Origin of the sequence: Corynebacterium sp., assembly GCF_030532195.1 — a bacterium.
GTDB lineage: Bacteria > Actinomycetota > Actinomycetes > Mycobacteriales > Mycobacteriaceae > Corynebacterium.
On sequence record NZ_JAUNLP010000003.1, the window covers coordinates 49,484 to 75,855 of the forward strand.

Sequence of the window (26,372 nt, forward strand, 5' to 3'; positions counted from 1 at the left end):
GCGCCGGACGCAGTCAGTTTTCATATGGCACTACACGGGAACGTCGACACCCAGCGCAATGAGTTCGTCGAAGCCTAAAACGGCGACGTTGTGAACCCCGGGAACATCGCTGGCATCTTCACCAAGCCCGGAGACCAGCCCAAACTCCTGCGTGCCAGAGCATTCGGCGCTCTCATACACGTTCAAAAGATATCCACGCGGATCTTCTCGTGTGAGCGTGACATCGCAATTGCTGCGGCTGGAGTTGGATTTCCACGTTACGACGATCTTGGGATCCCCATGCGAAAGCGATGTGGCATACCCGGTGACCGTAACTGACCCATCTGTCGAGGTTGTCGAAACCTCTTTCCCTTTCGGGGACAGCTCGGTGGGAACGGCCCCTTCTTCGCCCGAGGTCAAAGTAGCCTGGTCGGCTGCATTGGAGGTCTGATTCTGACTAGTACCTGGGAGAGCATCGGCGTTTTCCACTTCGCCGCCAGAACTACATGCACTTGCACTCAGCGCCAGTACCGCGGTGCAGGCTGTGGTGGCCACGATGTTCCACATTCGTTTCACAACGTAAAGAATAAAGTAGAAACCCTTTTTCCGCGCGGCACGAGGACGAAATGATGGCAAAACAAGGAGCGAAAACCAACGCCGTGCAACAGGCACAAGATACAAAAGAGCGACCCGGAGGAGATTTCTCTCTCCCGGGCCGCTCCACCGGTCACTCAAGCGAGCCTAACCAGCCAATACCAACCAGCTTTTCTAAATCGACCTCTAAACCCGAGCCTTAAACCCGAGCTACACCGGCCTCGTCATAGCCGACAATCTTCAGGGACTCACCATCTTCGGCCACCGTGACCTCAACGCGGTCACCGTCGCGCACGTCACCTGCCAGCAGGCGACGTGCCAGCTCATCACCAATTGCCTTCTGCACCAGACGACGCAGCGGACGTGCACCGTAGGCCGGGTCGTAACCGCGCTCGGCCAACCAGTCCAGTGCCTCATCAGCGACATCCAGCACCAGTCGGCGAGCTGCCAGACGCTCGGCGAGGTTTCGAACCTGAATATCCACAATGCCGCGCAGCTGTTCAGCTGTCAGCGGATCGAAGATCACAACGTCATCGAGACGGTTGATGAACTCCGGCTTGAAGGCCATCTTCACCGCATCCATGATCTGCTCATGAGTGCCACCAGCACCGAGGTTCGAGGTCAAGATCAGAATCGTGTTTCGGAAGTCCACGGTGCGACCCTGCCCATCGGTCAGGCGACCTTCATCAAGAACCTGCAGGAGCACATCGAACACATCTGGGTGCGCCTTCTCCACCTCGTCGAAAAGCACGACGGTGTACGGACGGCGACGGACAGCCTCGGTCAACTGACCGCCTGCATCGTAGCCGACGTATCCCGGAGGGGCACCGATCAGACGTGCAACGGAATGCTTCTCGCCGTACTCGGACATATCGATACGCACCATCGCGCGTTCATCGTCGAAGAGGAACTCCGCCAGCGCCTTCGCCAGCTCGGTCTTACCAACACCGGTCGGGCCGAGGAACAGGAAGGAACCGGTCGGGCGGTTCGGGTCTGCGACACCCGCACGCGAACGACGAACGGCATCCGAGACCGCCTCCACAGCGGTGTTCTGACCGACAACGCGGCGGCCGAGGTTAAGCTCCATATCCAGCAGCTTCTCGGTCTCACCCTGCATCATCTTGCCAGCCGGAATACCGGTCCACGCGGAGACAACCTCAGCGACCTCCTGCGGCGTGACCTCTTCCTTCAGCATGGAGTTTTCCTCTGCATCGGCGACTGATTCCTCCGCTGCTGCCAGCTTCTTCTCCAGCTCCGGGATACGGCCATAGCGCAGCTCGGCCACACGACCGTAGTCACCTTCGCGCTCAGCCTTCTCAGACTCAGTGCGCAGCGCATCGAGCTCCTCACGGACCGAGCGGACGTCCTCAATCGAGGACTTCTCATTCTGCCAGCGAGTCTTCAGCGCGTTGAGCTTCTCGCGCTCATCAGCCAGTTCCTCGCGGAGCTTATCCAGGCGCTCCTTCGAGGCCGCGTCAGTTTCCTTCTCCAGCGCCATTTCCTCAATCTCTAGGCGGCGGACAATGCGCTCTGCGGTGTCGATTTCCTCCGGCGAGGAGTCAATCTCCATACGCAGCCTTGACGCTGCCTCATCGACCAGGTCAATGGCCTTATCCGGCAGGAAACGCGAGGTGATGTAGCGATCCGACAGTGTTGCTGCAGCCACCAGCGCGGAGTCCTGAATACGAACACCGTGGTGCACCTCGTAGCGTTCCTTCAGGCCACGCAGAATACCAATGGCATCCTCCACGCTCGGCTCACCGACGAAGACCTGCTGGAAACGACGCTCCAGCGCGGCATCCTTTTCGATGTATTTGCGGTACTCATCCAGAGTGGTAGCACCGACCAAGCGCAGCTCACCGCGGGCCAGCATCGGCTTAATCATATTGCCGGCATCCATCGATCCATCACCGGTTGCACCAGCACCAACGATGGTGTGAATCTCATCGATGAAGGTAATAATCTGGCCGTCCGATTCCTTAATCTCATCCAGCACAGCCTTGAGCCGCTCTTCGAACTCGCCGCGGTACTTCGCACCTGCGACCATCGAGCCCAAATCAAGACTCATCAAAGTCTTGCCCTTCAGAGATTCCGGAACGTCACCTGCGACGATGCGTCGCGCCAGGCCCTCTACAATGGCCGTCTTACCAACGCCCGGCTCACCAATGAGCACAGGGTTGTTCTTGGTACGACGGCTAAGCACCTGAACAACGCGGCGAATTTCCGCGTCACGGCCGATAACAGGGTCAATCTTGCCCTCACGTGCCCGTGCGGTTAAGTCCGTCGCGTACTTCTCCAGAGCCTGGTACTGCTCTTCCGGATTTTCCGTTGTAACCTTCCTAGATCCGCGCACGCTGGTCAGCGCACCCTTCAGTGCCTCTGCAGTAGCACCCGCAGTTTGCAGCACATTTGCCGCATCCGACTGACCGGTTGCCACACCAATAAGCAGAATCTCGGTGGAGACGTATTCATCTCCCAGCTCGCCAGCCAGTTCCTCCGCCGAATTCAGGGCATTGACAGCGTCCCTATTAAATTGCGGGTTTGCCATATTGGCACCGCTTGCCGACGGATAACCTGCGACTAATTCCTTTGCACGAGTGAGAACTCCCGCAGGATTAACACCCGCTGCCTCAAGCAGCGGGGATGCAATTCCCTCTTGCTGCTCCAGCAGTGCGACAAGAATATGGCCCGGACGGATATCCGGGTTGCCTGCACTAGTAGCAGCCTTCATAGCTTCCTGGAGAACTTCTCCAGTCTTAGTTGTTGGTGTAAAACTCATAACTTGCGCCCCTTTGACTCAACTTTGTTGCTCACTACTCATAACGCATTCAGCCTTGAGTCTGTTCCACTCAACTTCAATTTTCCAGACTAATGTTTGTGATATACCTCACATCTTGATATTTCGCCGAAATGACCTCCCCCAATTCAGTACCTCCCGCCCAGCGCACCCCTGGCAATTTGGTTAACCTGGGGGACAGACATTCCTTCACTCTCACGAAAGGACTCGAATGAACATCGAGCAGGCACGTCAGATGACCGAGGGCAAGGGCTTCATCGCCGCTCTCGACCAGTCCGGTGGATCCACCCCGAAGGCTCTGCGCCTGTACGGCATCAACGAGGACCAGTACTCGAACGAAGATGAAATGTTCGATCTGGTTCACCAGATGCGTACTCGTATCATCACCTCCCCGTCTTTCAGCTCGGATCAGATTATTGGTGCCATCCTCTTCGAGCAGACCATGGACCGCGAGATTGAGGGCATCCCAACCGCTCAGTACCTGTGGGAGAAGAAGGGCATCGTTCCTTTCCTGAAGACCGACAAGGGTCTGGCGGAGAAGGAAAACGGCGTCCAGCTGATGAAGCCGTGCCCGGGCCTGGATGAGCTGCTGGAGCGCGGTGTCGCCAAGGGCATCTTCGGCACCAAGATGCGTTCCTTCATTGCTGAGGCAAACGAAGAGGGCATCAAGGCCAACATTGCTCAGCAGTTCGAGTTCGGCAAGCAGGTTCTGTCCCACGGCCTGGTTCCGATCCTGGAGCCGGAGGTTGACATCAACGCTGCTGACAAGGCTGAGGCTGAGGACATCGTCCTGCGCGAGCTGCTCGCTGGCCTGGATGACCTCACTGATGACCAGAAGGTCATGATCAAGGTCTCCATCCCGACCAAGGATGACCTGTACAAGCCACTGATTGAGCATCCGAAGGTAATGCGCGTTGTCGCCCTGTCCGGCGGCTACGAGCGCGACGATGCCAACGAGCGTCTGTCCCGCAACCACGGCATGATTGCTTCCTTCTCCCGCGCTCTGTCTGAGGGCCTGTCCGCTCAGCAGTCGGACGAGGAGTTCAACGCAACCATGGCCGAGTCCGTCAAGGGCATCTACGAGGCTTCTATCTCCTAGTAGCCCGCACTTTTCACGCATATTCAAGCGCACATAAAAAGCTCCCGCACCGACTTTCCGGTTCGGGAGCTTTCGCTTGCTTTTACGCCTGCTTTACGACGGCACTCTCTAACCATCCGGCGGGCGCAAGTGCTTCCCGGAGATTCCTAATCGCGCCCCTGGTAATCGAACACTGGCAGCGACCAGCCGCGCCAAATAGCGGCCAGGCGGATAAACAGTGCCGACAGCACTGCGCAGACAATATTGACGCTCTCGTGCAGTCCAACCATGTCGAGCACGTAGTACAGCGCCGCGGCCACAACCGCAATCGAAGCATAGAGCTCCTTTTGGAATACCAGCGGCACGCGGTCACACATCAGGTCACGCAACACGCCACCAAAGGCGCCGGTGAGCACCGCCCCCACGATGGCAATGATGATGCCGTGCCCCATCTCCATGGCGACACGTGCGCCAATGATGGAAAAAGCCGACAGACCAATCGCATCGGCCACGAGGAAGACGGTGCGGAAATGCTTCATCAGGAAGTCCGCAAGCAACACCGTAATGAGCGCCGCACCGACGATGACTAGCAAATACTGCGGGCTTTTGACCCAGACCAGTGGGTAGTGCCCCAGGATGACATCGCGCAGCGTGCCACCGCCAATTGCGGTCATACAGGCAATGGTGGATACCCCAAAGAGATCCATGCGCATTCGGCCCGCAGCCAGCGCGCCGGTAACGCCTTCAGCCGTAATTCCGATGACCCAGAGAATATGCAGCAGCATGATAAGAAATATAAAGGACTGCGGCGCATTTGCCAGAACTACGGCCGAATCCGTTTGTCGTTATCGGCCGAATCGACTCTACTGCCTGCTCTCGTAGACGCGACCCGGCGAGTAATTATCGGGCTCGCCACTGGCCACAGCCGGCAGCCCCTCATACTTGCCCTTGATGCCGGTCTTCTGCAGGAATAGACCAATGCCGACAACCACGGCGAGGCTGACCAAGGACTGCAGGAATTCAGCTCGGGTCTCAGTGCGAATACCCATCGCCAGCAAAATCACCACAATCAATCCCGTAACCAATGCCGGCGCAACGGGCCAACCGAACATCTTGAAACTCAGGCCACCGCGATCAGCCGCTTCACGTTCCAGCTCTGGACGGAGCTTAATCTGCGAAATGCCGATGAGCACGTAGACAAACAGCACCACCGCACCCGAGGAATTGACCAGGTACAGGAAGATGGTGTCCGGCCAAATGTAGCCCGCGCCAATGCAGATGAAGCCAACGAGAGCGGAAAAGAGAATGCCGCCCGTCGGCACGCCCCGACCATTGACACGAGTCATCCACGCCGGGGCATCGCCGTTGCGCCCCTGCGTAAAGATCATGCGCGACGCGGTATACAGCCCCGAGTTCAGACAGGACAGGACCGCCACCAGCACGATGAAGTTCAGAATATCCGCAGCTCCGGGCACTCCCATCGCATCCAATGCCGTGATGAACGGCGACACGCCAGCCCGGTAGTCATCCCACGGCAAGATAGTCACCAACAGCGCGGTAGAAATCACGAAGAAGGCCAGGATTCGCACAACCACGGTTTGAGTTGTGCGTCGAATAGCATCGGCAGGATGCGCGGACTCCGCCGCCGCGATTGTGACAAGCTCGGCACCTGTCATGGAGAAAATCACTGTCACCACGCCGACAAAGATGGAACTGACGCCGTTGGGGACGAAGCCGTCGTGAAGCCAGAGGTTTGAGACATCGGCGGCGTGGTCGGACGCTCCCGTCCACAACCCCAGGACATACGCGCCACCTGCGATGATGAATGCGACGATGACCGCGACTTTTATACCGGCGAACCAGTATTCGGCCTCGCCGAAGCTCTTTACCGACAGCATATTGACCGCGACCATGGCGCCGAGAATGACCACCGAGGTCAGCCATTGCGGAATCGACGGCACCCACCGGGCAATCAGTTCGCCACCGACAACAGCTTCAATACCTGCGACGATGACCCAGAAGTACCAGTACAGCCAGCCGGCCGCGAAGCCTCCCCAGCGCCCCAGCGCCATGCGGGCGTAGTCGACGAACGAGCCTGTCGACGGCCTTGCCACGGCCATCTCGCCGAGCATACGCATGACCAGGTAGACGATTATGCCGGCAACCGCAGTGGTGACAATCGCCGCCGGACCTGCAACAACGATGAGCCCCGACAGGCCCACGAAGAATCCCGCGCCGATTGTGCCGCCCATGGAAACCATGGTCAGGTGGCGCTTGGACAGTGCCGGGCGAAGCTCTGTGCTGGAGTTCGCGCCTGCGCCTGCATCTGCACCAGGACTTGGAGCTGGCCGCGACTTCTGTCGCACCTTGTCGGGTTTTTGACTAACGCTTGTCATTTCTCTCCCGTCCCTCAACCAGCGGAAACTGGCTGAAAACGCGTGCAGGTTTTCGGTTTAGGCGCCTACGAAGCACCGCCTTCGCGCTTAACGACGAGTGCGGAGACCGCAACACCAACGTAATTACTTCACCATACAAAGTGATTGGCCTCACATTAGTACGTCAATGCCCGTGGTGAAAATCACCGCTTTGTCGAAATTCTCAAAATATTTTCCCCATTTTGTCGATAGCGTGCGACACTACACATCACCCAAAGTGAGGGGCACCACATCTTTTGGTGTGGAATCTAATTCCAGATTTTTGCCGTCACTTGTGGGCACATGCCTAATAAAGCTCGTCAGCGGGAGAAACCTCTCGCGCCTGATACTCCTTCCATGTGCCCGGACGCCAAGCCCTGTCGAAAGGAGTAACTCGTGACTGAAGTGCTGACCAGCCATGAAACCACCGTCAATAGCGCTACCGCCGAGTCCGCCGCTGTCCGCATCGATGGCGCAATTGAGCAATCCCGTCACCTCGCTACCGAAATTCCAGGACCTCGCTCCCGCGCTCTGACCGCCCGCGCGGCCAAGGCGCTGCCGCAGGGGCTGGGGTATTCCCAGCAAACCTGGGCCTACCGCGCAGGTGGCGGCATCGTTGAAGATGTCGATGGCAATCGACTGATTGACCTCGGTTCAGGTATCGCCACAACTACCGTGGGTAACGCCAACCCCAAGGTAGCGGCCGCAATTTCCGACCAGGCACAGCGTCTGACGCACACCTGCTTCCTCAACCAGCCGTACGAGGGCTACCTGGCGGTATGTGAGAAACTCTGCGAGATTACACCGGGCAACCATGAAAAGCGCGCAGCGCTGTTCTCCACTGGTGCCGAAGCGCTGGAGAATGCCGTGAAGTACGCCCGCGCTGCCACCGGAAAACCTGGAGTGGTTGTCTTTGACCACGCCTTCCACGGTCGCACCAACATGACCATGGCGATGACCGCCAAGAACAACCCCTACAAGCAGTCCTTCGGCCCTTTCCCAGGCGAGGTCTACCGCACTCCGAGCCCATACGCCTACCGCTACCCAGGCACCCCGCAGCAGGCCGCCGACAATGCATTGAACCAGCTCAAGCTGATTGTCGATGCGCAGGTCGGCGCCGACAACATCGCCTGTATCGTGCTCGAGCCCATTCAAGGTGAGGGCGGCTTCATCGTGCCGCCAGCGGGCTTCATAAAGAAGCTGACTGAGTTCTGTGCTGACCGCCAGATTCTTTTCGTCGCCGATGAGGTGCAAACCGGTATCGCTCGCACCGGTGACATGTTCGCCTGTGAACACGAGGGAATCGTCCCGGATCTGATGACCCTGGCCAAGGGGCTCGGCGGTGGTATGCCCATCTCCGCTGTCGTCGGCCGCGCTGAAATCATGGATGCCGCGCACCGCGGCGGTATCGGTGGCACCTACGCCGGCAATCCGGTCGCCTGTGCTGCTGCCCTCGAGGTGCTGCGACAGTGCGAGGAGGACAACCTCCCAAAGCGAGCTCGTGAAATTGGCGAAATTATGACCACCCGCCTGCGTGCCGCAGCAGAGACCAACCCGGCCATCGGCGATGTGCGTGGTCGAGGTGCCATGATTGCTGCCGAAATCGTGGTTCCCGACTCGGACAAGACCCCCGATGCCGCGAAGGTGGCTGCCGTCGCGCGCGCCTGCGAAAACCACGGCGTGCTGGTCCTGACTGCGGGAACATTTGGAAACGTCCTGCGCTTCCTGCCACCACTGACAATTTCGGACGAACTTTTGCATGAGGCCTTCGACATCATCGTCGAGCAATTAGCTTAAAAGCCAACCGACATTCCCCCAGCCAATTTTCTTTTTCTAAGGGGGCTGGGTCACGGCTTTAAGCCCCCACGTTTTACATATTTCTGCAGCTAGGAGCGTGAAAATTACTATGGCTACCTTTACTCCCACTCAGCTTATCGGTCTGGACAACATGCTGACTCTCGAGGAGCGCCAGATCCGCGACACTGTGCGCGAGTTCTGCGACCGCGACCTGCGTCCGCATATTGAAGACTGGTTTGAAGACCACACCATCCCACGCGATCTGGGTCCGGTATTTGGCCAGATGGGCGTGCTGGGCATGCATCTCGACGGCTACGGTTGCGCCGGTACCTCCGCAGTCGCATACGGCCTGGCCTGCATGGAGCTCGAGGCCGTTGACTCAGGTCTGCGCTCGTTTGTCTCCGTACAGGGCTCGCTGGCCATGTTCGCCATCCACCACTGGGGCTCCGAGGAACAGAAAAAGCACTGGCTGCCGCAGATGGCCGCCGGCAAGGCCATCGGCTGCTTCGGGCTGACCGAGCCGGACTTCGGCTCCAACCCAGCGGGCATGCGCACCTACGCAAAGCGCGACGGCGATGACTGGGTCATCTCCGGCACCAAGATGTGGATCACCAACGGTTCGCTTGCCGATGTCGCCGTGGTCTGGGCAAAGACTGACGACGGCTACGCCGGCTTCCTCGTAGAAAAGGGCACCCCGGGCTTCACCACGCACGACATCGAGCGCAAGATGTCGCTGCGCGCCTCCATCACCTCAGAGTTGGTGCTGGACAATGTCCGCGTGCCGGACTCCGCTCGCCTGCCGGAGGTCAATTCCCTGCGTGGCCCGCTGTCCTGCCTGAATGAGGCTCGCTTCGGCATCATGTTCGGTGCCCTCGGCGCTGCTCGCGACTGCATCGACCAGACTCTGGCCTACGTCCAGGAGCGCGAGGTCTTTGACAAGCCACTGTCCTCCTACCAGCTGACTCAGGCAAAACTGGCCGATATGGTGCTTGAGCTGGACAAGGGTATCCTGCTGGCTCTCCAGCTCGGTCGCCTAAAGGACGAGGGCAAGCTGCCGCATGAGTCCATCTCGCTGGGCAAGCTGAACTCCACTCGTGAAGCAATCCAGATTGCTCGCACCTGCCGTACGCTGCTGGGTGCCTCTGGTATCACCACTGAGTACTCCCCAATCCGCCACGCCAACAACTTGGAATCCGTGCTTACCTACGAGGGCACCGCCGAGATGCACCAGCTCATCCTGGGTAATGCATTGACCGGAAAGGCAGCATTCCGGTGACAGAAACTCTTCGCAATTACATCAACGGCACCTGGATTGATGGCCAGGGCGAGGACCTCGAATCGGTTAACCCGGCATATCCGAGCAAGGTCGTGGCCATGGGTAACTTCGCAAGCGCCGCGCAGGTCGAAGACGCTATTGCCGCCGCCACCGATGCCGCAACCAGTTGGGCAGCCACTCCGTACGCGGGGCGCGCTCAGATTCTCTCGCGGGCAGCTGCAATCCTGCGTGACCACTCTGACGTATGGGGCCGCGAGCTCTCCGCAGAGGAGGGCAAGACCGCCCCAGAGGGTATCGGCGAGGTGCTCCGCGCCGCTTCCATTTTCGAATTCCAGGCTGCTGAGGCCGTGCGTGAAGCCGGCGAAATCTACCATTCCCCTCGCCCCGGCGAGCGCATCGAGGTTGTTCGCAAGCCCGTCGGTGTCGTCAGCATGATTACGCCGTTCAACTTCCCGATTGCCATTCCGGCATGGAAGGTGGCACCGGCGCTAATCCACGGCAATACGGTTGTGTGGAAGCCGGCGCAGGCGGTTCCGCTGTTGGCGGTGCGCTTAACTCAGGCGCTCGCGGAGGCAGGACTTCCCGAGGGGGTATTGAACCTGGTCATCGCCCGTTCCCGAGACACCGAAGCCATGCTCACCGATTCACGTATCAGCGCACTGACGTTCACCGGTTCAACGTCGGTCGGCCGCAGCATCGCGTCGCAGTGTGCCGCAGTCGGAATCCCGGTGCAGGCCGAGATGGGTGGCAAGAATCCGGCAATCGTGCTGGCAGACGCGGATCTTCCGCACGCCGCCACACAGGTTCTCAATGGCGCTTTCAACTCCACCGGTCAAAAGTGCACGGCAACCTCGCGCGTCGCGGTCGTCCGCGATATCGCCGACGATTTCATCGCTGAGCTGCGGCGTCAGCTCGCCGACCGAGTCACGGGGGATCCGCTGCAAGAGGGCATCGCCATGGGGCCGATGGTCGATCGCCGTTCGCGTGACGACGTCCACGAGACCTTAACTCAGTCCGTACAGTCATCCGAGGCTGAGATTCTGACCGGTGGTGCCATTCCACAGATTGCAGGTTGCGAGGATGGTTTCTTCCTCGAGCCGACCATCGTGCAGGTTCCGAATCGCGATCACCAATTGTGGAACGAAGAGCTCTTTGCTCCAGTGCTCAGTTTGCTCGTAGTTGACGATGCCGCCGAGGCTTTCGATGCCGCTGAGTGTGGTCAGTATGGCCTATCCGCAGCCGTGTTTACGGACTCGCTGGCCGCGACCTTCGATGCCGTCGACCGCCTGGATGTTGGCATTTTGCACGTCAACTCCGAGACCGCCGGCGCAGATCCGCACGTACCCTTCGGCGGCGTTGGTGCTTCTGGCCTGGGGCCGAAGGAGCAGGGCCGTGCCGCTCGGGCGTTTTTCACCCACACCACCACGGTGTACTTGGGGAGGTGGCCTCGATGACCGAAATGCCTTCCACCCCAGAGCCGGACATGGCGAACACGGCGGAAACGGCTGGAAAGCCCAGCACTGGCGCCCTCGACGGCCTGGTAGTTGCGGATTTCTCCCGCGTACTGGCAGGGCCGTACGCCACCATGATGATGGCGGACTTAGGTGCTGAGGTCATCAAGGTCGAGCGACCGGGCATCGGTGACGACACTCGCAGCTGGGGTCCTCCCTACGGTCCCGACGGACAGTCGACCTACTTCGCCGGAGTCAACCGTAATAAGCGTTCGGTTCCCATCGACTTGAGCAGTCAGGACGGCCTGGCCGCCGCCCGCGAGCTGTGTGCACGTGCCGATGTTGTGATTGAGAATTTCCGTCCGGGCACAATGGCGCGGTTGGGGCTCAGCTACGAGGAGATTTCCAAGCACAACCCCGGTGTTATCTACGCGTCCCTGTCGGGCTTCGGTGAGGACAAGGGCGCTCGGCTCGGCGGCTATGACCTGGTGGTTCAAGCCGTCGGCGGGTTGATGTCCGTTACCGGCAACGGCCCCGGCGAGGAGGTCAAAGTCGGTGTGGCGGTAGTCGATGTTCTCACCGGCTTGCACCTCGCATTTGGAATCATGGCGGCACTGCGCCACCGCGAGCGCACCGGAGTTGGGCAACAGGTCAAGACCGACCTCATGTCTTGTTCACTGTCTTCGCTGGTCAACCAGGCATCGGCCTTCTTGGGAGCCGGTAAAGTGGCGCGGCCAATGGGCAACAGGCATCCGTCGATAAGCCCGTACGAGGTCTACCCCACTGCCGACCGCAAGCTGGCTGTGGCGGGTGGCAATGACTCCATCTTCGTGCGTTTTGCGGCGGTGTTAGGGCGGCCGGAGCTCGCGCGCGATCCGCGCTTCGCCACTAACCACGCGCGTGTGGAAAATCGGGAGGAGTTGCGGGAAATCATTACTGAGCTGCTCAGTCACAAGGGCGCGCAGGAATGGTTCGAGCTGCTTGCCGACGTCGGCGTGCCCGCAGGGCCGGTCAACAATGTGGAGGAGGCCTTCGCTTTTGCTGATGAGCTGGGACTTGCTCCCCGTGTTGAAATCGATGGTGTGCCAAGTGTGCGCAATCCGCTGATTTTTTCGGCGACACCGGCGACGTATCGCACACCACCGCCGCGGCTGCAGTAGCGCCACTGGGGCTGTGTCGACTGGGCTGAGCTAGGGCGGCTGAGTACGGCGGCCTCAGCTTTGGAAGCGGGCGGCTTTGAAGGCGAGCCATAATTCAGCTCGTAAATCGGGGTCGTCCATGCTTCTGCCGAGCACATCTTCCACCATATTCACCCTGCTCTTGGCCGTTTGGCGGTGAATACCAAGACTTTTTGCCATCGCCTCAAACCGACCATTGGTATCGATAAATGCGCGAGTGGCCGCCAGTAACTCAGTGCCGTGCGCGTCATCGTGATCGGCAAGCGCGCGGTGCGCACCATCGGTGAGCAAATTAACTGCCTCAGTGCCTGCCAGCGTGCTCAAAATAAGATCCGGCGCCGGCAGCTCTTCGACACTGCGTACAGGTACGGCCAGCTGATTCTTCGGCACCGCCATGTGCGCCTGGCGCATGGACAGCGCAGCATGCGATAATGCCCCAGCACTGCCGATACCGATTCGCACCTGCGGGTTTTCAACACGAAGCCGCTGGTAGAGCGTGTTGACTGCAGTGCGCACAACCTTGTGACGCTGGCTGCCCTGCGCCAATACGGCATAGCCCGCCTCCGCTGGCCTGAGCGCGTAGAGATAGTTCCAGCCGAGTCCCCGCAGAGATTCCGAAAACCGCAGCATATCGTGTGACTCCGCGGCTAAGCCAGTGATAAATAGCGCTGTGACCTGCGCATCTTCGCGGATTCCAAAGAGGGAAAGCTGTTCGGGCAGCGGCTGTTGACCGTTGAGAATTTGAATCAAGCACTGCTGCCGCAATCGCTCTTCCGCCGCATGTACGGTCGCACTTCGCGATGTCGACAGCGAAATAATCGATGCTGCGAAACTGACAATGAAACGGTCAGGCTCATCGAAATTCCGCGCAGAATCGACAATCAATGCCCCTTGTCGGCTGCTGATGGAGTCCGCGCTGGCGCTAAAATGTCCGCCAAGTTGACCATGCAGTGGCGCAATGACCCGACTGCCGCGCGGGTGAATGACGGACCTGCCCACCTGCGGTGTATACAGGACTTCCGGCGCTACACGACGGAAAAGGGCATCATCATCCCGGCCCGGCCCAGGGCGGCCCTGCCGGGCATCATCACTGACCGACATGGACACTTTGTCACCGTGGCTATCAGTAACCACGACAGTTGCATTGAGATCCTGTGCCAAATGCTGCACCACTGCGTCGAGCCCACCGCGCAGCAATAACGTGACCAGCTCTGTCTGCGCTCGATTGAGCTCCGCTAATTGCTGGACACGAGCCTCAGCAATATCCTCCGCCACGGCCCGCACCACAGTGGAAAAAGCAGTGGTAGCAGCGACAGACATGACTGGAAAGCCCGTCGTTAAGCCATAATCAACGATCGCTTGCGGTACAGAAGTCCACCGACCACCGGTGTCAATCGCCAGCGCGCAAGCACCTGCGCGATGCAGCGCTTCCACGTGGGCAATCTGCCCTTCTTTATCCGAGGGAAATTGATAGCCCGAGGTCAGCACGAGGGTGCCGGGAGCAATCCACTTGTCCGAGTCCTCCCGGTCAATGGCGTGAGCCCACTCAACTGGGGTGGCCTGCGCAGTCTCCTGGCCAGTAAGAAGCGTCAATCCCAGCTCTGGCCTGCGTGCCAGCGATGCAACGGTCAGTCTCATCAACGAAGAATTACTCTACAACTTACTAGCGATTGCGGATTTCCAGCACTGGAATTTCGTGCCGAGCACGGTCTATTTCTGTCAGATCCACGTCAGCCACAATCAGCTGCGGACCATAACCGGCCGAGGCAATGACATCACCATCTGCGCCGACCAGCATCGAATGCCCAATTCCCGTCGGCCCTTCATTCTTGCCCGCAGCCTGTGCGCCACCTGGCCGTGCAGCACCGACTGCCGCTACGACACAGGTGGTATCCAACGCGCGGGCCGACACCAACGTCTGCCACTGCCGCACCTTGCCCGGACCGTCATTCCACGAGGCAGGAAGTGCAATAACTTCGGCACCCAAGCTTGCCAACTGAACGAATTGCTCCGGGAACCGGATATCAAAGCACGTGGCCAGGCCGAGAGCCACCGAGCTGCCATCCCTCAGCGGAACGTCACAGACCACGTGTGCATCGCCCGACGCGACGGTGTCGGACTCGCGGAAACCAAAGGCATCAAACAGGTGAATCTTGTCGTAGAACTCCACCCCAGGGCCGTCCTCATCCCGCCAGGCCAGCAGCAATGAGTTGAACACGCGACGCAGCGTTTTGCCATCGCGCTCTACCTCATCGGCCGGCCGGAACATGCCCACAACCACAGTAATTCCGGCATCATGAGCGGCCTGTGAGGCCTCCTGCACGAACCTTTCACTGGAGTCCGCTGCAACATCCAGGCGACCGGAGTTGAACGCCTTCATTGTGGCCTCTGGGAATACCACGAGGTCCGCGTTATCCTTCGCAGCCCGCGCGATAGTCGCGGTTACTGCCTCCAGGTTTTCTTCGACCGATGCCGACAATTCCAACTGTGCCAGTGCAATGCGCATGCCTAAATGCTACCGACTACCCCGGATTGGATGTGCGCAGTTGGTGGGAAACGAACGCAAGTTATCCACAGCTAGCGGTTGTGCGTTACCTGCAGCCGAAGTTATCCACAGCCACGTCAATCAGCACTTCCACTTCGCATTTCCACATCGCACAATCGGACTCATGGCAGATCACATCACCGTTGAATCCTCACAACTAGCCGCTCTCAGTCGCTCCTACCAGCACATATCGCACCGTGTCACGGGACTTTCCACAATTGTCACAAAGGCCCCCGCAAGCGCCGAGCTTTCCGCGGGATTGCCCAGCGCGCGAATCATCGCCGCCGCTTCCACGACGTGTGGGAAATGGGCGAGGGCACTGACGTCGTTAAGCACGAGTATCGATGACATCGCCGGTGCCGCCGACGCGCTGGCTGCCGACGTGTCGGCGCATGAGGCAAATCAGTCGATTGCGTTGGAAAGCCTGGCATGGTCACGCTAGCTGAAGCATTGCTCTGGCGGGCCGATGGTCTTCGGCGTCTCGCAGATGTGCTGCGCTCGAGTGCGCGGGCGCTGACGGGCTCCGCCGATGAGTCTCACACCGCACTGCATTCCATTCCTGAACAGGACTTTTCCGGTGATAATCGGCGCGCCGCCGACGACGCTGTCCGACGCAGCACCACGCGCCTGCGTCGCAGCGGAGTCTCGCTGGAGCGCCTTAGCGATTGCTGTCGGGATACTGCCGCGCTGCTTGACGACGTTATCCGCGAGCTGAAGTCCGCTGTCACAATGGCAACTGACATGGGGTTTCAGGTCGATATGATCTCCGGTGCTGTAACTCCGGCGGCAGGTTTGCTTGAGACCTTGGCGCGGAGCGCCACGCACCCAGTTCCCACAGCTGGAATTTGGACTTTCGGAGAGTGGCGGATGACCTGTGAGCAGCGGATTCAGGCAGCGCTGGCCAAGCTGAACAGTCTGGATGAAAAGGCTGCGGAGACTATTACAGCGCTTGCGCCAACAGGCATGACTGTTGCTGGTGACGGCCGTGGTGCCAGCGGCATCGCTCCGTTGGCGGCACTGAATCCCGAAATGGCAAAGGCGGCCAAAGCTCATGGGCTGCCACCTGGTGTTTTATTGGAGTCCTCACCTGGGCACTCGGCCATTGCATTTGGGGATGTTGACAGGGCCAAGACGGTAATCACGCTGGTGCCAGGGACTAGTTCTGCAGCCGAGACTGCCGAGAAACAATTCGAGCGCGTGGCCGCAACTTTTCGAGCCAGCGGTGAGGATCCGCAGGATGTTGCCGTCGTGCTGTTTTCCTATGATGCGCCGCCGAACTTGGAAGCTGCCATGCAGCCCGGCTACTACGACATGGCTGCGGAGCGGCTCCAGCATCTGCAGTCCGGGCTGGTGGAGCGCGCTAACGATGAGGACAATGGGCACACAGCAACTGCGAATTTCTCTGCGGAGGGGAATGGCCGAACTATCCGGCCTACTCAGCAGCATATTGTCGCAGGTTATAGCTATGGTGCAACAGTGGTGTCACAAGCTAGTGTCGGCAGTGGTCTCTATGCCGACCGCGTGTTGTTGATTGCCTCACCTGGGACGGGTCCTGGACTCGATCGTGCCAGTGACATAAAGCTGCTTAATCCCGAAGGCATACCTCGGCCCAGACATGAAAATAGCCACCGCGTGGCGGTGGCTACTTCGCCGCTAGATCCCATCAAGATTCCGGCCAAAGTCGGAATCCACGGAAAAGACCCTGCGGATAATGATTTTGGTGCGTACCTGCTCGACCTGAGTTCGAGAGGAATTTCCGGCGAGACAGTGACCGATTTTCTCGGTACACCTGTGCGGGATATACCGAACAAATTCGGGTATCTCGTTGGAAACCCACACATCGAGCACTACTTCGATGATGAAGTGTTCACCCGTGAGACCAGCACGTGGCTCAGGCGGGTGAACTAGCTAATCCAGATTTTCTTATTCATCTCCGGAGGCATGCCTGCGACGCGAGCGTGGCTCCCACATCACGACCGCTGTGGAGCGGGGGACGTGGACCAGCTCACCGCGTGAACGACGAGCCTGCGCCTCTGCTCTGTAGAGTTCCTCGCGCAGGTTTTCATTTTCCCGCTTGAGGGAATCCACTCGTTCCGTCAGGTCGATGATGGCCTTGATACCGGCCAAATTCACGCCATCTTCCTGGCTGAGCCGCTGGATTTCTCGCAGCAGCGCAACGTCGCGTTTGGTGTATCGGCGACCACCACCGGAGGTACGCTGCGGAGTTACCAGACCGAGTCGGTCATAGTTTCGCAGTGTCTGTGCGTGCATCCCGGCGAGATTTGCCGCAACGGATATGACATATACCTCTGTGTTGTTGTCAGCCATTACTTCGCACCTGCCCAACCTTTACGCGGGTTGAATCCGCTGGCGCGTTCAGCTTCGACGTAGGAGCGCAATGCCGAGGTGGCATTGTCGTCCAAGTTCGTCGGAACCTTCACGCGCACGGTGACGAGCAGGTCACCCGGGGTACCGTTGCGCTTCGGGATACCGCGACCGCGGACACGCAGTGTCCTGCCATCAGCAGTACCCGCTGGGACACGGACGCGAATCTTGTCCCCCAGCGTCGGCACAGTGATTGTGCCGCCGAGTGCGAGCTCGCCGAAGCTCACTGGAACGGTGACTTCAAGGTCATTGCCGCTACGGGTGAAAACTTCATCTGGTCGGACGTGGACGGTGACAAAGAGGTCACCGGCCGGACGTCCTCGCAGTCCTGCTTCGCCCTGGCCTGCCAGACGGACCTTCTGACCATCGACCACACCCGCAGGGACGCGGACGGTGATGGTACGACGACGTGTGGTCACGCCTGTGCCGTTACAGTGCGAGCACGGGTTTTCAATCCGAGTTCCCTGACCACCACAATCCGAGCATGGGCTGGAGAACGCAAACGCGCCCTTTTGCTCCTTGGTATAGCCCGAACCGTGGCAGGTCGTACACGTTACCGGCGACGTTCCCGGCGCCGCGCCCGAACCATGGCAGTTCGTGCATGGCGACGGGTTGGTCAGCTGCAGCGGAATGGTCACGCCCTTGGCGGCCTCGCGGAAATCAAGGGTAATTTCAGTTTCCACGTCGGCACCGCGGCGAGCCTTTTGACGACCACCGCCAGCACCTGCACCAGCTCCGCGGTTGACGAAGCCACCGAGGAAATCGCCCAGGCCACCGGCGCCACCGGCACCGCCGCCGAAGAGATCCGAAACATCGAAGTCGAAGCCACGCGTGCCTGCGCCGGCCCCGGCGCCTGCGCCACCAGCACCCGGGAAGCGGAAGCCGCCAGCCAGTGCTGAGCGCAGCTCGTCGTACTCACGACGCTTTTCCTCGTCGCCAATCACCGAGTATGCCTCGGAGATTCGCTTGAACTTATCCTCGGCAGCTTTGTTACCGGGGTTCTTATCCGGGTGATTCTCCCGAGCTAACTTGCGGTAGGCCTTTTTAATCTCGTCGAGTGACGCAGACTTAGAGACGCCCAAGTCAGCGTAATAGTCCTTATCTGCCCATTCCCGTTGAGTCATGGTGCATCTCCTCCTTTCCGAAAAACTAATTCAAAAAATATCTGCGTCACTTCGGCCCGCTACTGCGGGTCGCCGATGATTACCATCGCGGTACGGATAACACGGTCGTTGATGCGGTAGCCCTTGCGCAGCACATTGGCTAGTACCTTGTCATCCCCTTCGGAGAGATCCTGGACAGCCTCGTGGATGTCCGGGTTGAACTCCTCGCCTTCATTGCCGAAGCCTTCGACTCCCTGTGCTGTCAAAACTCCGCGGAACTTGTCTGCGAAAGCCTTCAGCGGGGTGCCATCGGCCAGGTCACCGTGCTCTTCAGCGCGGTCCAGGTCATCGGCCAAGACCAGCAGTTCGCTGGCAAACTTTGCCTTGGTCTGAAGTCGCTCGGCCTCGCGGTCGCGGTCAACACGACGGCGGTAGTTGGTGAACTCCGCCGACAGGCGCTGCAAATCCTCAGTACGCTCATCCAACTCGCGCTGGATCTCTGCTACCGGGTCTGCAGCGTCGTCCGCTGCGACGTCGCCGGCGGCACCTTCGGTGGCCGCCACGGCATCGTCGTCAAGCTTGGCCTGCTCGAAGACCTCGTTGACCTGATCGGCCAGGTTGTCCGGCCCCTCTGGGGTTGCCTGATTTCCCTGATCCTGGTCAGTCATTCTTACTTGTCCTTCTCGTCCTCGTCGACAACCTCAGCGTCAACAACGTTGTCATCAGCGTCTGCTGCGTCAGCGCCCTCAGCTGCGGTTGCGCCCTCAGCTGCCTGAGCCTCGTAGATAGCCTTACCCATCTCCTGGCTCTCGGTGGACAGCTTCTCGACGGCGGACTTGATGGCCTCGATGTCAGAGCCCTTCAGTGCCTCGTCGACAGCCTTTGCAGCCTCTTCAACACGGTCACGGATGTCCTGGGAGACCTTGTCCTCGTTCTCGGAAGCGAACTTACGGGTCTGGTATGCCATGGACTCTGCCGAGTTGCGGACTTCCTGCTCCTCGCGGCGCTTCTTGTCCTCGTCAGCGTGCTTCTCAGCGTCCTTGATCATCTGGTCGATCTCCTCCTTGGAGAGGCCGGAGCCGTCCTGGATGGTGATCGTGTTTTCCTTACCAGTGCCCTTGTCCTTAGCGGTGACGTGGACAATGCCGTTGGCGTCGATGTCGAAGGTGACCTCAATCTGCGGGACACCACGCGGAGCCGGAGCAATACCGCCCAGCTCGAAGGAACCCAGCAGCTTGTTAGCTGCAGCCATCTCGCGCTCACCCTGGAAGACCTGAATCTGAACGCTCGGCTGGTTGTCCTCAGCGGTAGTGAAGGTCTCCGAACGCTTGGTCGGAATGGTGGTGTTGCGCTCGATGAGCTTGGTCATGACACCGCCCTTGGTCTCAATACCAAGCGACAGCGGGGTGACGTCGAGCAGCAGCACGTCCTTGACCTCACCGCGCAGAACGCCGGCCTGCAGGGCAGCGCCGACTGCAACGACCTCGTCCGGGTTAACGCCCTTGTTCGGCTCACGGCCGCCAGTCAGCTCCTTGACCAGCTCAGAGACAGCCGGCATACGAGTGGAGCCACCGACCAGCACAACGTGGTCAATGTCGGAGACAGAGACATCAGCGTCGGAGATGACCTGCTGGAACGGCTTACGAGTGCGGTCAAGCAGATCCGAGGTGATGCGCTGGAACTCAGTACGAGACAGGGTCTCATCCAGGAACAGCGGGTTCTTGTCCGAGTCAACGGTGATGTACGGCAGGTTGATGGAAGCCTGCTGCGAAGAAGACAGCTCAATCTTGGCCTTCTCAGCAGCCTCACGCAGACGCTGCAGAGCCATCTTGTCCTTGGTCAGGTCGATGCCGTGGCTGGACTGGAACTTCTCCACCAGCCAGTCAACGATGCGCTGATCCCAGTCATCGCCACCGAGCTTGTTGTCACCAGCGGTTGCGCGAACCTCAACCACGCCGTCGCCGATCTCCAGCAGGGAGACGTCGAAGGTACCGCCACCGAGGTCGAAGACCAGAATGGTCTGTTCCTTGTCAGACTTCTCCAGGCCATAAGCCAGTGCAGCTGCGGTCGGCTCATTGACAATACGAAGGACGTTCAGGCCAGCAATCTGACCTGCTTCCTTAGTTGCCTGACGCTCAGCGTCATTGAAGTATGCCGGAACGGTAATAACCGCATCAGTGACATCGTCACCCAGGTAGGACTCAGCGTCGCGCTTCAGCTTCATCAGCGTACGAGCCGAGATTTCCTGTGGGGTGTACTTCTTGTCATCAATCTCGACGGTCCAGTCAGTGCCCATGTGGCGCTTGACCGAGCGAATGGTGCGGTCGACGTTAGTCACCGCCTGGTTCTTAGCGGACTGGCCAACCAGAACCTCACCGTTCTTTGCGAATGCAACCACCGACGGAGTAGTGCGCGAACCCTCAGAGTTCGCAATTACCTGAGCCTCGCCGCCTTCGAGGACGGAGACACAGGAGTTCGTCGTACCCAAGTCAATACCAACTGCGCGTCCCATAATGAACACCTTTCTAGAGAAGTAAAAGAATTGTTCTTAAGTCCTACGCGCTCAAGTCTGCATTGCCGTTGAAAATCTGTCAAGCAAACTTGAGTGCGTCTGACTCAATGTTTGTCATGCAGTGCAACGGCATAGGATTCAAAGTTATTCCCACCCGACTCAACTTTGTTTGAAAATCTCCCATATCCGCACGTCAAAAGCATAAAACTATTTTCAAATTCCGCTTGACGACGACCCCAGCGCCTCGCCTCGCCGTTAAAAACATCGGCATCACATCGCTTGCAAGCTCGTTTCGCAGATGAGAAAGCCATCCGTCGGTTCGTCGTAAAGCAGCACGTGAATCCGGGCACGCAGGTAACCTCACTTACAAACCGTTTTCTAATACTGCTTTGGAGATGTGAACATGACCGAGTACACCAATATTTTGACTGAAACCCGTGGTCGCGTCGGCATCATCACGCTGAACCGTCCGAAGGCGCTCAACGCTCTGAATCACCAGACTATGGAGGAAGTCGGGGCGGCGGCGACCGCGTTCGATAAGGACTCGAATATCGGCGCAATCATCATCACCGGCTCGGAAAAGGCTTTCGCCGCCGGCGCAGATATTAAGGAAATGGCGGATAAGTCCGGCACCGAGATGTACGCCGCGGATTGGTTCGCTCGTTGGGATGTTCTCACTTCGGTGCGCACCCCGGTCATCGCTGCAGTCAACGGTTACGCACTCGGTGGCGGCTGTGAGGTAGCAATGATGGCTGATTTCATCATCGCTGGCTCCAAGGCAAAGTTCGGTCAGCCGGAAGTCAACCTCGGCATCACTCCAGGTATGGGCGGCTCACAGCGCTTGACACGCGCAATCGGCAAGGCAAAGGCAATGGAGATGTGTCTCACTGGCCGCATGATGGGCGCAGAGGAAGCAGAGCGTGCGGGTCTGGTCGCTCGCGTTGTGGAGCCGGAGGCGCTTCTCGACGAAGCCTTGAAGGTCGCTGACACTATTGCGGCGAAGTCGCTGGTTGCCACGACGCAGATCAAGGAACAAATTAACCAGGCTTACGAGATGACCCTGTCGCAGGGACTGCTGTTTGAGCGCCGCACTTTCCACTCTCTGTTCTCGTCGAATGACCAGAAGGAAGGCATGGCCGCTTTCTCGGAGAAGCGCGAGGCTAACTTCACCAACTCCTAGAGTTTTCTGGCTAGTACCTGTCTAATGAAACAGAGAAAGGCGTCCTCGATGTGAGGATGCCTTTTTTCATTCCTTATTTAATAGGTATTGAGCGCGACTCCAGATTAAGCTACTCAACCGAGCCGTATGGCTGGTAGCTAGTTCACAGTCGACGGGACCGCCAGCCACAGCGCAGTGTTATCGGTGGCGGAGTAGGTGTTGCGTGCGCGCGACGTGTGCCTCGGCGAAGTCACGATAACACCGGCACGAGCGATGCCAGTCGTCGACGATGCGAAGTGCGCAGTACCGACCGCATTACCAACAGTGGAGTCGGAATTCGTTTCCATCGTGATGCGCCGCTTCGACACACCCATGGATACAAGCGCATCACGCATGTACTCCGCCTCAGTTTGGCAACCCGGCTGAGTGCGACCACCCGAGACGATGATTGGGTTCAGTGGGTGGCGCAGAGCCAGCGAGCGAGCAGTTGCCACTCGAGACTTCAGAACCGCAGGCGCGCTGCAGTCAGGATTCAGACGTGCGCCGAGAACAATAATCGGCACCTGTGGATCAAGTAGCGCAGCCTCTGCAGCTGCACGTCCGACCGGGGAAACCACAAGCGGAGTCACGGCCGAATTGTTGAATGCTTTAGTGACACCGGCACTGACCGGATTGGCGTTTGCCACTGCACCAGTACCAAGGACAGCACTGACAGCAAGAACAACGCCCACGCCAGCCGCACCGATTGCACGGAACGATTGCGCCATTAAAAGACCTACTCTCGAAAGAATTGACACACGAGAGATTTAGCTCCCACATGCCTTCCAGCGCCATTCGGATAAATTCACTATTAAACGTTGTTTATCCTAGGCATTGCGCAAATTAATGCATACACGAGAATAACGCTGGGGTAGCCAGATATACATCGTTCAACAAAACCGCGACCCCGCCTACCAGGCATGATGGAAATAAAAAGCTAAGGACACCTTTCAAAAGGCGTATAAATAAGCCAAATTCAATGAATACAACGTGAACCCCCAGTTAACTCAGGCGAGCACTGGCGCATCATTTGTCAATCCTGCAAATCGAGAGTTGCTGGTGTTATTTATGTTAATTATGTAACAAATGTGAGTAGGCACCTTCTCCTGTCCCGCATCTCGCGCGAATGCGGCAACGACCATTCGCCCAACCTCCACAACAAGCCCGCACCCACAGCTCGGAAACTACCCCCGCAAGAAGTTCAATCAACGGTGTCAGGCACGGCCCCACACAACTCCGCCACCGTTACGCATACATACGCTTGACGACGAAAGTGCCGCGCGCGCCGTCGTTAAGCGAATGCGTGCACCCCACGAATAAAACAACGAACATTTTGCGTAAATCGCGCGATAACTGCTGGTCGAGTGATGTATCCATGTTTTCAGTACTAATTTGCACGTAAGTTAGGTGAGGATCCTCGGGTCGTGATAGAACTCACAAGAGAACTATTTTCACTCAGCCATCACCCTGGCTGAGCCAGCCTAGAAGGAACATTATGAGCGTGCTCAACCTCGCCCAAGCGGCGGCTGACACGGGAATCCCGGAATCTACCGGGTTCACCGTGGCAGTCGGCGTCATCGGCGTCCTCTTGTCCCTGCCCTGCTGGTTCATCTTCATTAAGGGCTTCACTCATATGGTGAAGACCGTCATGGTGGGCCAGAAGACTTACGGTCACACCGGTGACTGGGGAACTCGTATTTGGACTATGCTCCGCGAGATCTTCGGTCACACCAAGATGAGCAAGAAGCCCGGCGTGGCCGTGGCTCACTGGTTTGTGATGATCGGCTTCATCCTCGGATCCCTCGTGTGGTTCGAGGCATATATCCAGACTTTCTGGCCAGCTGGCGGTTGGCCGCTGCTGAAGGACTGGACCGTCTGGCACTTCATCGATGAGATTCTCGGCCTGGGAACCACCCTGGGCATTTTGACGCTGATTATCGTTCGCCAGACCAACCTGGGCAAGGAGCGCCTGAGCCGCTTCTATGGCTCCAACGCTGGTGCTGCTTACTTCGTCGAGGCCGTTGTCCTGATTGAGGGCCTGGGCATGATGTTCGTCAAGGCCGGCAAGCTGGCCACCTACGGCGAGCACGGTCAGACCGGTGCTGAGGTCTGGAACTGGGCGAACTTCGTCACTGGCGGTATCGCTCAGATTCTGCCGGCCTCCGAGGTCATGGTGTCCATCTTCGCGCTGATCAAGCTGCTCTCCGGCATGATTTGGCTGTTCGTTGTTGGTCGCAACCTGACGTGGGGCGTCGCATGGCACCGCTTCCTGGCTTTCGCCAACATTCTGCTCAAGCGCAACGCCGACGGCTACAACGCACTGGGTGCGGCTAAGCCAATGACCTCCGACGGCGAGATTCTTAACCTGGAAGAAGCCGACCCTGAGGTCGACTCCATGGGTACCGGTGTGGTGACTGACCACTCCTGGAAGGCCCTGCTGGACTTCACCTCGTGTACTGAGTGTGGTCGCTGCCAGGAGCAGTGCCCGGCATGGAACACGTCAAAACCACTGTCTCCGAAGCTTCTGGTCAACCAGCTGCGTGACCACGCCTACGCTTCTGCCCCGTACCTGCTGGGCGGCGAGACCATCGAGGGTGCCCGCGAGGGCGAGGGCGCTGGTGCCGCACTGCTGACCAAGCCACTGGTTGGCGACGGTGACGAAGGTGTCATCGACCAGGATGTCCTGTGGTCCTGCACCAACTGTGGTGCCTGTGTCGAGCAGTGCCCGGTTGATATTGAGCACATCGATCACATCGTTGACATGCGTCGCTACCAGGTTCTGGTTGAGTCGGACTTCCCGACTGAGCTGGCTGGCCTGTTCAAGAACCTCGAGACCAAGGGCAACCCGTGGGGCCAGAACGCCTCCACTCGCGCTGACTGGATTGATGAGGTCCGCAAGGACGGCATCGTCGTTCCGGTCTGGGGCGAGGACATCGAGGACTTCAACGACACCGAGTACCTTTTCTGGGTCGGTTGTGCTGGTGCTTACGACGACAATGCGAAGAAGACCACCAAGGCTGTTGCAGAGATGCTCTACACCGCTGGTGTGAAGTTCGCTGTGCTCTCGCAGGCCGAAGGTTGTACTGGCGATTCCGCTCGCCGTGCTGGTAACGAGTTCCTGTTCCAGATGCTGGCAGAGCAGAACATCGAGCAGCTCGACGAGGTCTTCGACGGTGTGCCGCCGAAGCAGCGCAAGATTGTTGTTACCTGTGCTCACTGCTTCAACACCTTCAAGAACGAGTACCCAGAGCTGGGCGGACAGTACGAAGTTGTCCACCACACCCAGCTGCTGAACAAACTGGTTCGCGCTAACCGTCTGCAGCCGGTTGCATCTGGCCAGGGTCGCCAGGTCACCTACCACGACCCATGCTTCCTGGGCCGCCATAACAAGGTTTTCGAGGCTCCGCGTGAGCTGATTGGCGCATCCGGCGCTAACCTCGTCGAGATGCCGCGTAACAAGAACACCGGCTTCTGCTGTGGTGCAGGTGGCGCGCGTATGTGGATGGAAGAGACCATCGGCCAGCGCATCAACGTCAACCGCACCGAAGAGGCCGTCGGCACCGGCGCCGAGGCAATCGCTATCGGCTGCCCGTTCTGTAAGACGATGATGACCGACGGTGTCAACAACGTCGTCGAGGAAGACGAGAAGAAGCCAGAGGTCCTGGACATCGCTCAGATGATCCGCGACTCCGTGAAGGTCGACGGCGAGCTGCCGCAGGCACTCGACCCGCAGTGGATGGAAGAGCCAATCCGCGGTTGGGTTGACCCGAAGAAGGCCGAAGAGGAAGAGCGCGCTCGTCTCGAGGCTGAGGAAGCTAAGCGCAAGAAGGCCGAGGCCGCCGAGAAGAAGAAGGCCGAAAAGGCCAAGGCCGCCGCAGCAGGCGCTGCTGGCGCAACTGCCGCTGGTGCTGCCGGCGCGGCTGCCTCCAAGTCCGGCGCTCCGACCCCAGGTGGTGCACCGAAGCCGGGCGGCGCTAAGGGCGGCGCACCCAAACCAGGCGGCGCACCGAAGCCATGCGTCGGGAAGGGGCGCGGTGTGTGTACTGGAGTCGATAAGGGTGGTGG

General features: G+C 58.9%; 20 protein-coding genes. 9 read left to right on the forward strand and 11 right to left on the reverse strand.

Going from position 1 to position 26,372, the window contains the following annotated elements; all coding sequences use genetic code 11:
- Positions 1-30: 30 nt before the first annotated feature.
- The gene (locus Q4E11_RS04650) at positions 31-555 is read right to left on the reverse strand and encodes a hypothetical protein (RefSeq protein WP_303164039.1); all 525 of its coding nucleotides are present in this window, start codon (positions 553-555) and stop codon (positions 31-33) included.
- A gap of 217 nt (positions 556-772) precedes the next feature.
- Positions 773-3,352 (reverse strand): ATP-dependent chaperone ClpB, encoded by a 2,580-nt coding sequence (gene clpB / locus Q4E11_RS04655; protein WP_303164040.1) that lies wholly within the window; start codon positions 3,350-3,352, stop codon positions 773-775.
- Positions 3,353-3,581: 229 nt separating this feature from the next.
- Between clpB and Q4E11_RS04660 the strand changes: the two genes are divergently transcribed.
- Complete coding sequence (locus Q4E11_RS04660; RefSeq protein WP_303164041.1) at positions 3,582-4,469, forward strand: fructose bisphosphate aldolase; 888 nt, start codon at positions 3,582-3,584, stop codon at positions 4,467-4,469.
- Between the two features lie 146 nt (positions 4,470-4,615).
- Here Q4E11_RS04660 and Q4E11_RS04665 read toward each other — a convergent pair whose 3' ends face one another.
- Together Q4E11_RS04665 and Q4E11_RS04670 are read right to left on the reverse strand one after the other, a co-directional pair.
- On the reverse strand, positions 4,616-5,233 hold the full coding sequence (locus tag Q4E11_RS04665; protein ID WP_303164042.1) for a trimeric intracellular cation channel family protein: 618 nt from the start codon (positions 5,231-5,233) through the stop codon (positions 4,616-4,618).
- A gap of 78 nt (positions 5,234-5,311) precedes the next feature.
- Entirely contained in the window at positions 5,312-6,844 is a 1,533-nt protein-coding gene (locus Q4E11_RS04670) for an amino acid permease (protein WP_303164043.1), read from the reverse strand.
- Between the two features lie 483 nt (positions 6,845-7,327).
- Here Q4E11_RS04670 and gabT point away from each other — a divergent pair, with 483 nt between their 5' ends.
- The 4 genes from gabT (at position 7,328) to Q4E11_RS04690 (ending at position 12,546) form a co-directional block, all read left to right on the forward strand.
- Positions 7,328-8,659 (forward strand): 4-aminobutyrate--2-oxoglutarate transaminase, encoded by a 1,332-nt coding sequence (gabT, locus tag Q4E11_RS04675; RefSeq protein WP_303164250.1) that lies wholly within the window; start codon positions 7,328-7,330, stop codon positions 8,657-8,659.
- A gap of 109 nt (positions 8,660-8,768) precedes the next feature.
- Positions 8,769-9,935 carry an acyl-CoA dehydrogenase family protein gene (locus Q4E11_RS04680; protein ID WP_303164044.1) on the forward strand — a complete coding sequence of 389 codons (1,167 nt, stop codon included), beginning with the start codon at positions 8,769-8,771 and terminating at the stop codon, positions 9,933-9,935.
- On the forward strand, positions 9,932-11,389 hold the full coding sequence (locus Q4E11_RS04685; protein ID WP_303164046.1) for an aldehyde dehydrogenase family protein: 1,458 nt from the start codon (positions 9,932-9,934) through the stop codon (positions 11,387-11,389). Before Q4E11_RS04680 ends, Q4E11_RS04685 begins: the two co-directional genes overlap by 4 nt.
- A gap of 29 nt (positions 11,390-11,418) precedes the next feature.
- Entirely contained in the window at positions 11,419-12,546 is a 1,128-nt protein-coding gene (locus Q4E11_RS04690; RefSeq protein WP_303164251.1) for a CaiB/BaiF CoA-transferase family protein, read from the forward strand.
- 54 nt (positions 12,547-12,600) lie between these two features.
- On the opposite strand, the gene Q4E11_RS04695 is transcribed toward Q4E11_RS04690, so the two are convergent.
- Positions 12,601-14,202, reverse strand: a complete 1,602-nt coding sequence (locus Q4E11_RS04695) for a PucR family transcriptional regulator (protein WP_303164050.1) — start codon at positions 14,200-14,202, stop codon at positions 12,601-12,603.
- 25 nt (positions 14,203-14,227) lie between these two features.
- Positions 14,228-15,070, reverse strand: coding sequence for a nitrilase-related carbon-nitrogen hydrolase (locus Q4E11_RS04700; protein ID WP_303164053.1), 843 nt, complete (start codon positions 15,068-15,070; stop codon positions 14,228-14,230).
- 163 nt (positions 15,071-15,233) lie between these two features.
- Here Q4E11_RS04700 and Q4E11_RS04705 point away from each other — a divergent pair, with 163 nt between their 5' ends.
- Complete coding sequence (locus Q4E11_RS04705; protein WP_303164055.1) at positions 15,234-15,551, forward strand: hypothetical protein; 318 nt, start codon at positions 15,234-15,236, stop codon at positions 15,549-15,551.
- Positions 15,539-17,017 carry an alpha/beta hydrolase gene (locus Q4E11_RS04710; protein WP_303164056.1) on the forward strand — a complete coding sequence of 493 codons (1,479 nt, stop codon included), beginning with the start codon at positions 15,539-15,541 and terminating at the stop codon, positions 17,015-17,017. The genes Q4E11_RS04705 and Q4E11_RS04710 overlap by 13 nt, the downstream gene beginning before the upstream one ends.
- A 15-nt stretch (positions 17,018-17,032) precedes the next feature.
- Here Q4E11_RS04710 and Q4E11_RS04715 read toward each other — a convergent pair whose 3' ends face one another.
- From Q4E11_RS04715 to dnaK, 4 genes are read right to left on the reverse strand one after another with little or no spacing between them, the layout of a single operon-like run.
- Positions 17,033-17,437 carry a heat shock protein transcriptional repressor HspR gene (locus Q4E11_RS04715; RefSeq protein WP_303164057.1) on the reverse strand — a complete coding sequence of 135 codons (405 nt, stop codon included), beginning with the start codon at positions 17,435-17,437 and terminating at the stop codon, positions 17,033-17,035.
- Positions 17,437-18,618 carry a molecular chaperone DnaJ gene (dnaJ, locus tag Q4E11_RS04720; protein ID WP_303164058.1) on the reverse strand — a complete coding sequence of 394 codons (1,182 nt, stop codon included), beginning with the start codon at positions 18,616-18,618 and terminating at the stop codon, positions 17,437-17,439. The genes Q4E11_RS04715 and dnaJ overlap by 1 nt, the downstream gene beginning before the upstream one ends.
- Positions 18,619-18,677: 59 nt before the next feature.
- Positions 18,678-19,265 (reverse strand): nucleotide exchange factor GrpE, encoded by a 588-nt coding sequence (grpE, locus tag Q4E11_RS04725; protein ID WP_303164059.1) that lies wholly within the window; start codon positions 19,263-19,265, stop codon positions 18,678-18,680.
- A gap of 2 nt (positions 19,266-19,267) precedes the next feature.
- A complete protein-coding gene (gene dnaK, locus Q4E11_RS04730; RefSeq protein WP_303164060.1) occupies positions 19,268-21,109 on the reverse strand; it encodes a molecular chaperone DnaK in 1,842 nt (613 codons plus the stop codon).
- A gap of 403 nt (positions 21,110-21,512) precedes the next feature.
- On the opposite strand from dnaK, the gene Q4E11_RS04735 reads away from it, so the two are divergent.
- Entirely contained in the window at positions 21,513-22,289 is a 777-nt protein-coding gene (locus tag Q4E11_RS04735; protein WP_303164061.1) for an enoyl-CoA hydratase, read from the forward strand.
- 137 nt (positions 22,290-22,426) lie between these two features.
- Here the strand turns inward: Q4E11_RS04735 and Q4E11_RS04740 are convergent, their stop codons facing one another.
- Positions 22,427-23,035 carry a YdcF family protein gene (locus Q4E11_RS04740; RefSeq protein ID WP_303164062.1) on the reverse strand — a complete coding sequence of 203 codons (609 nt, stop codon included), beginning with the start codon at positions 23,033-23,035 and terminating at the stop codon, positions 22,427-22,429.
- Between the two features lie 767 nt (positions 23,036-23,802).
- Between Q4E11_RS04740 and Q4E11_RS04745 the strand changes: the two genes are divergently transcribed.
- Positions 23,803-26,372: (Fe-S)-binding protein (locus tag Q4E11_RS04745; RefSeq protein WP_303164064.1), on the forward strand; the 2,570-nt coding region annotated here is incomplete at its 3' end.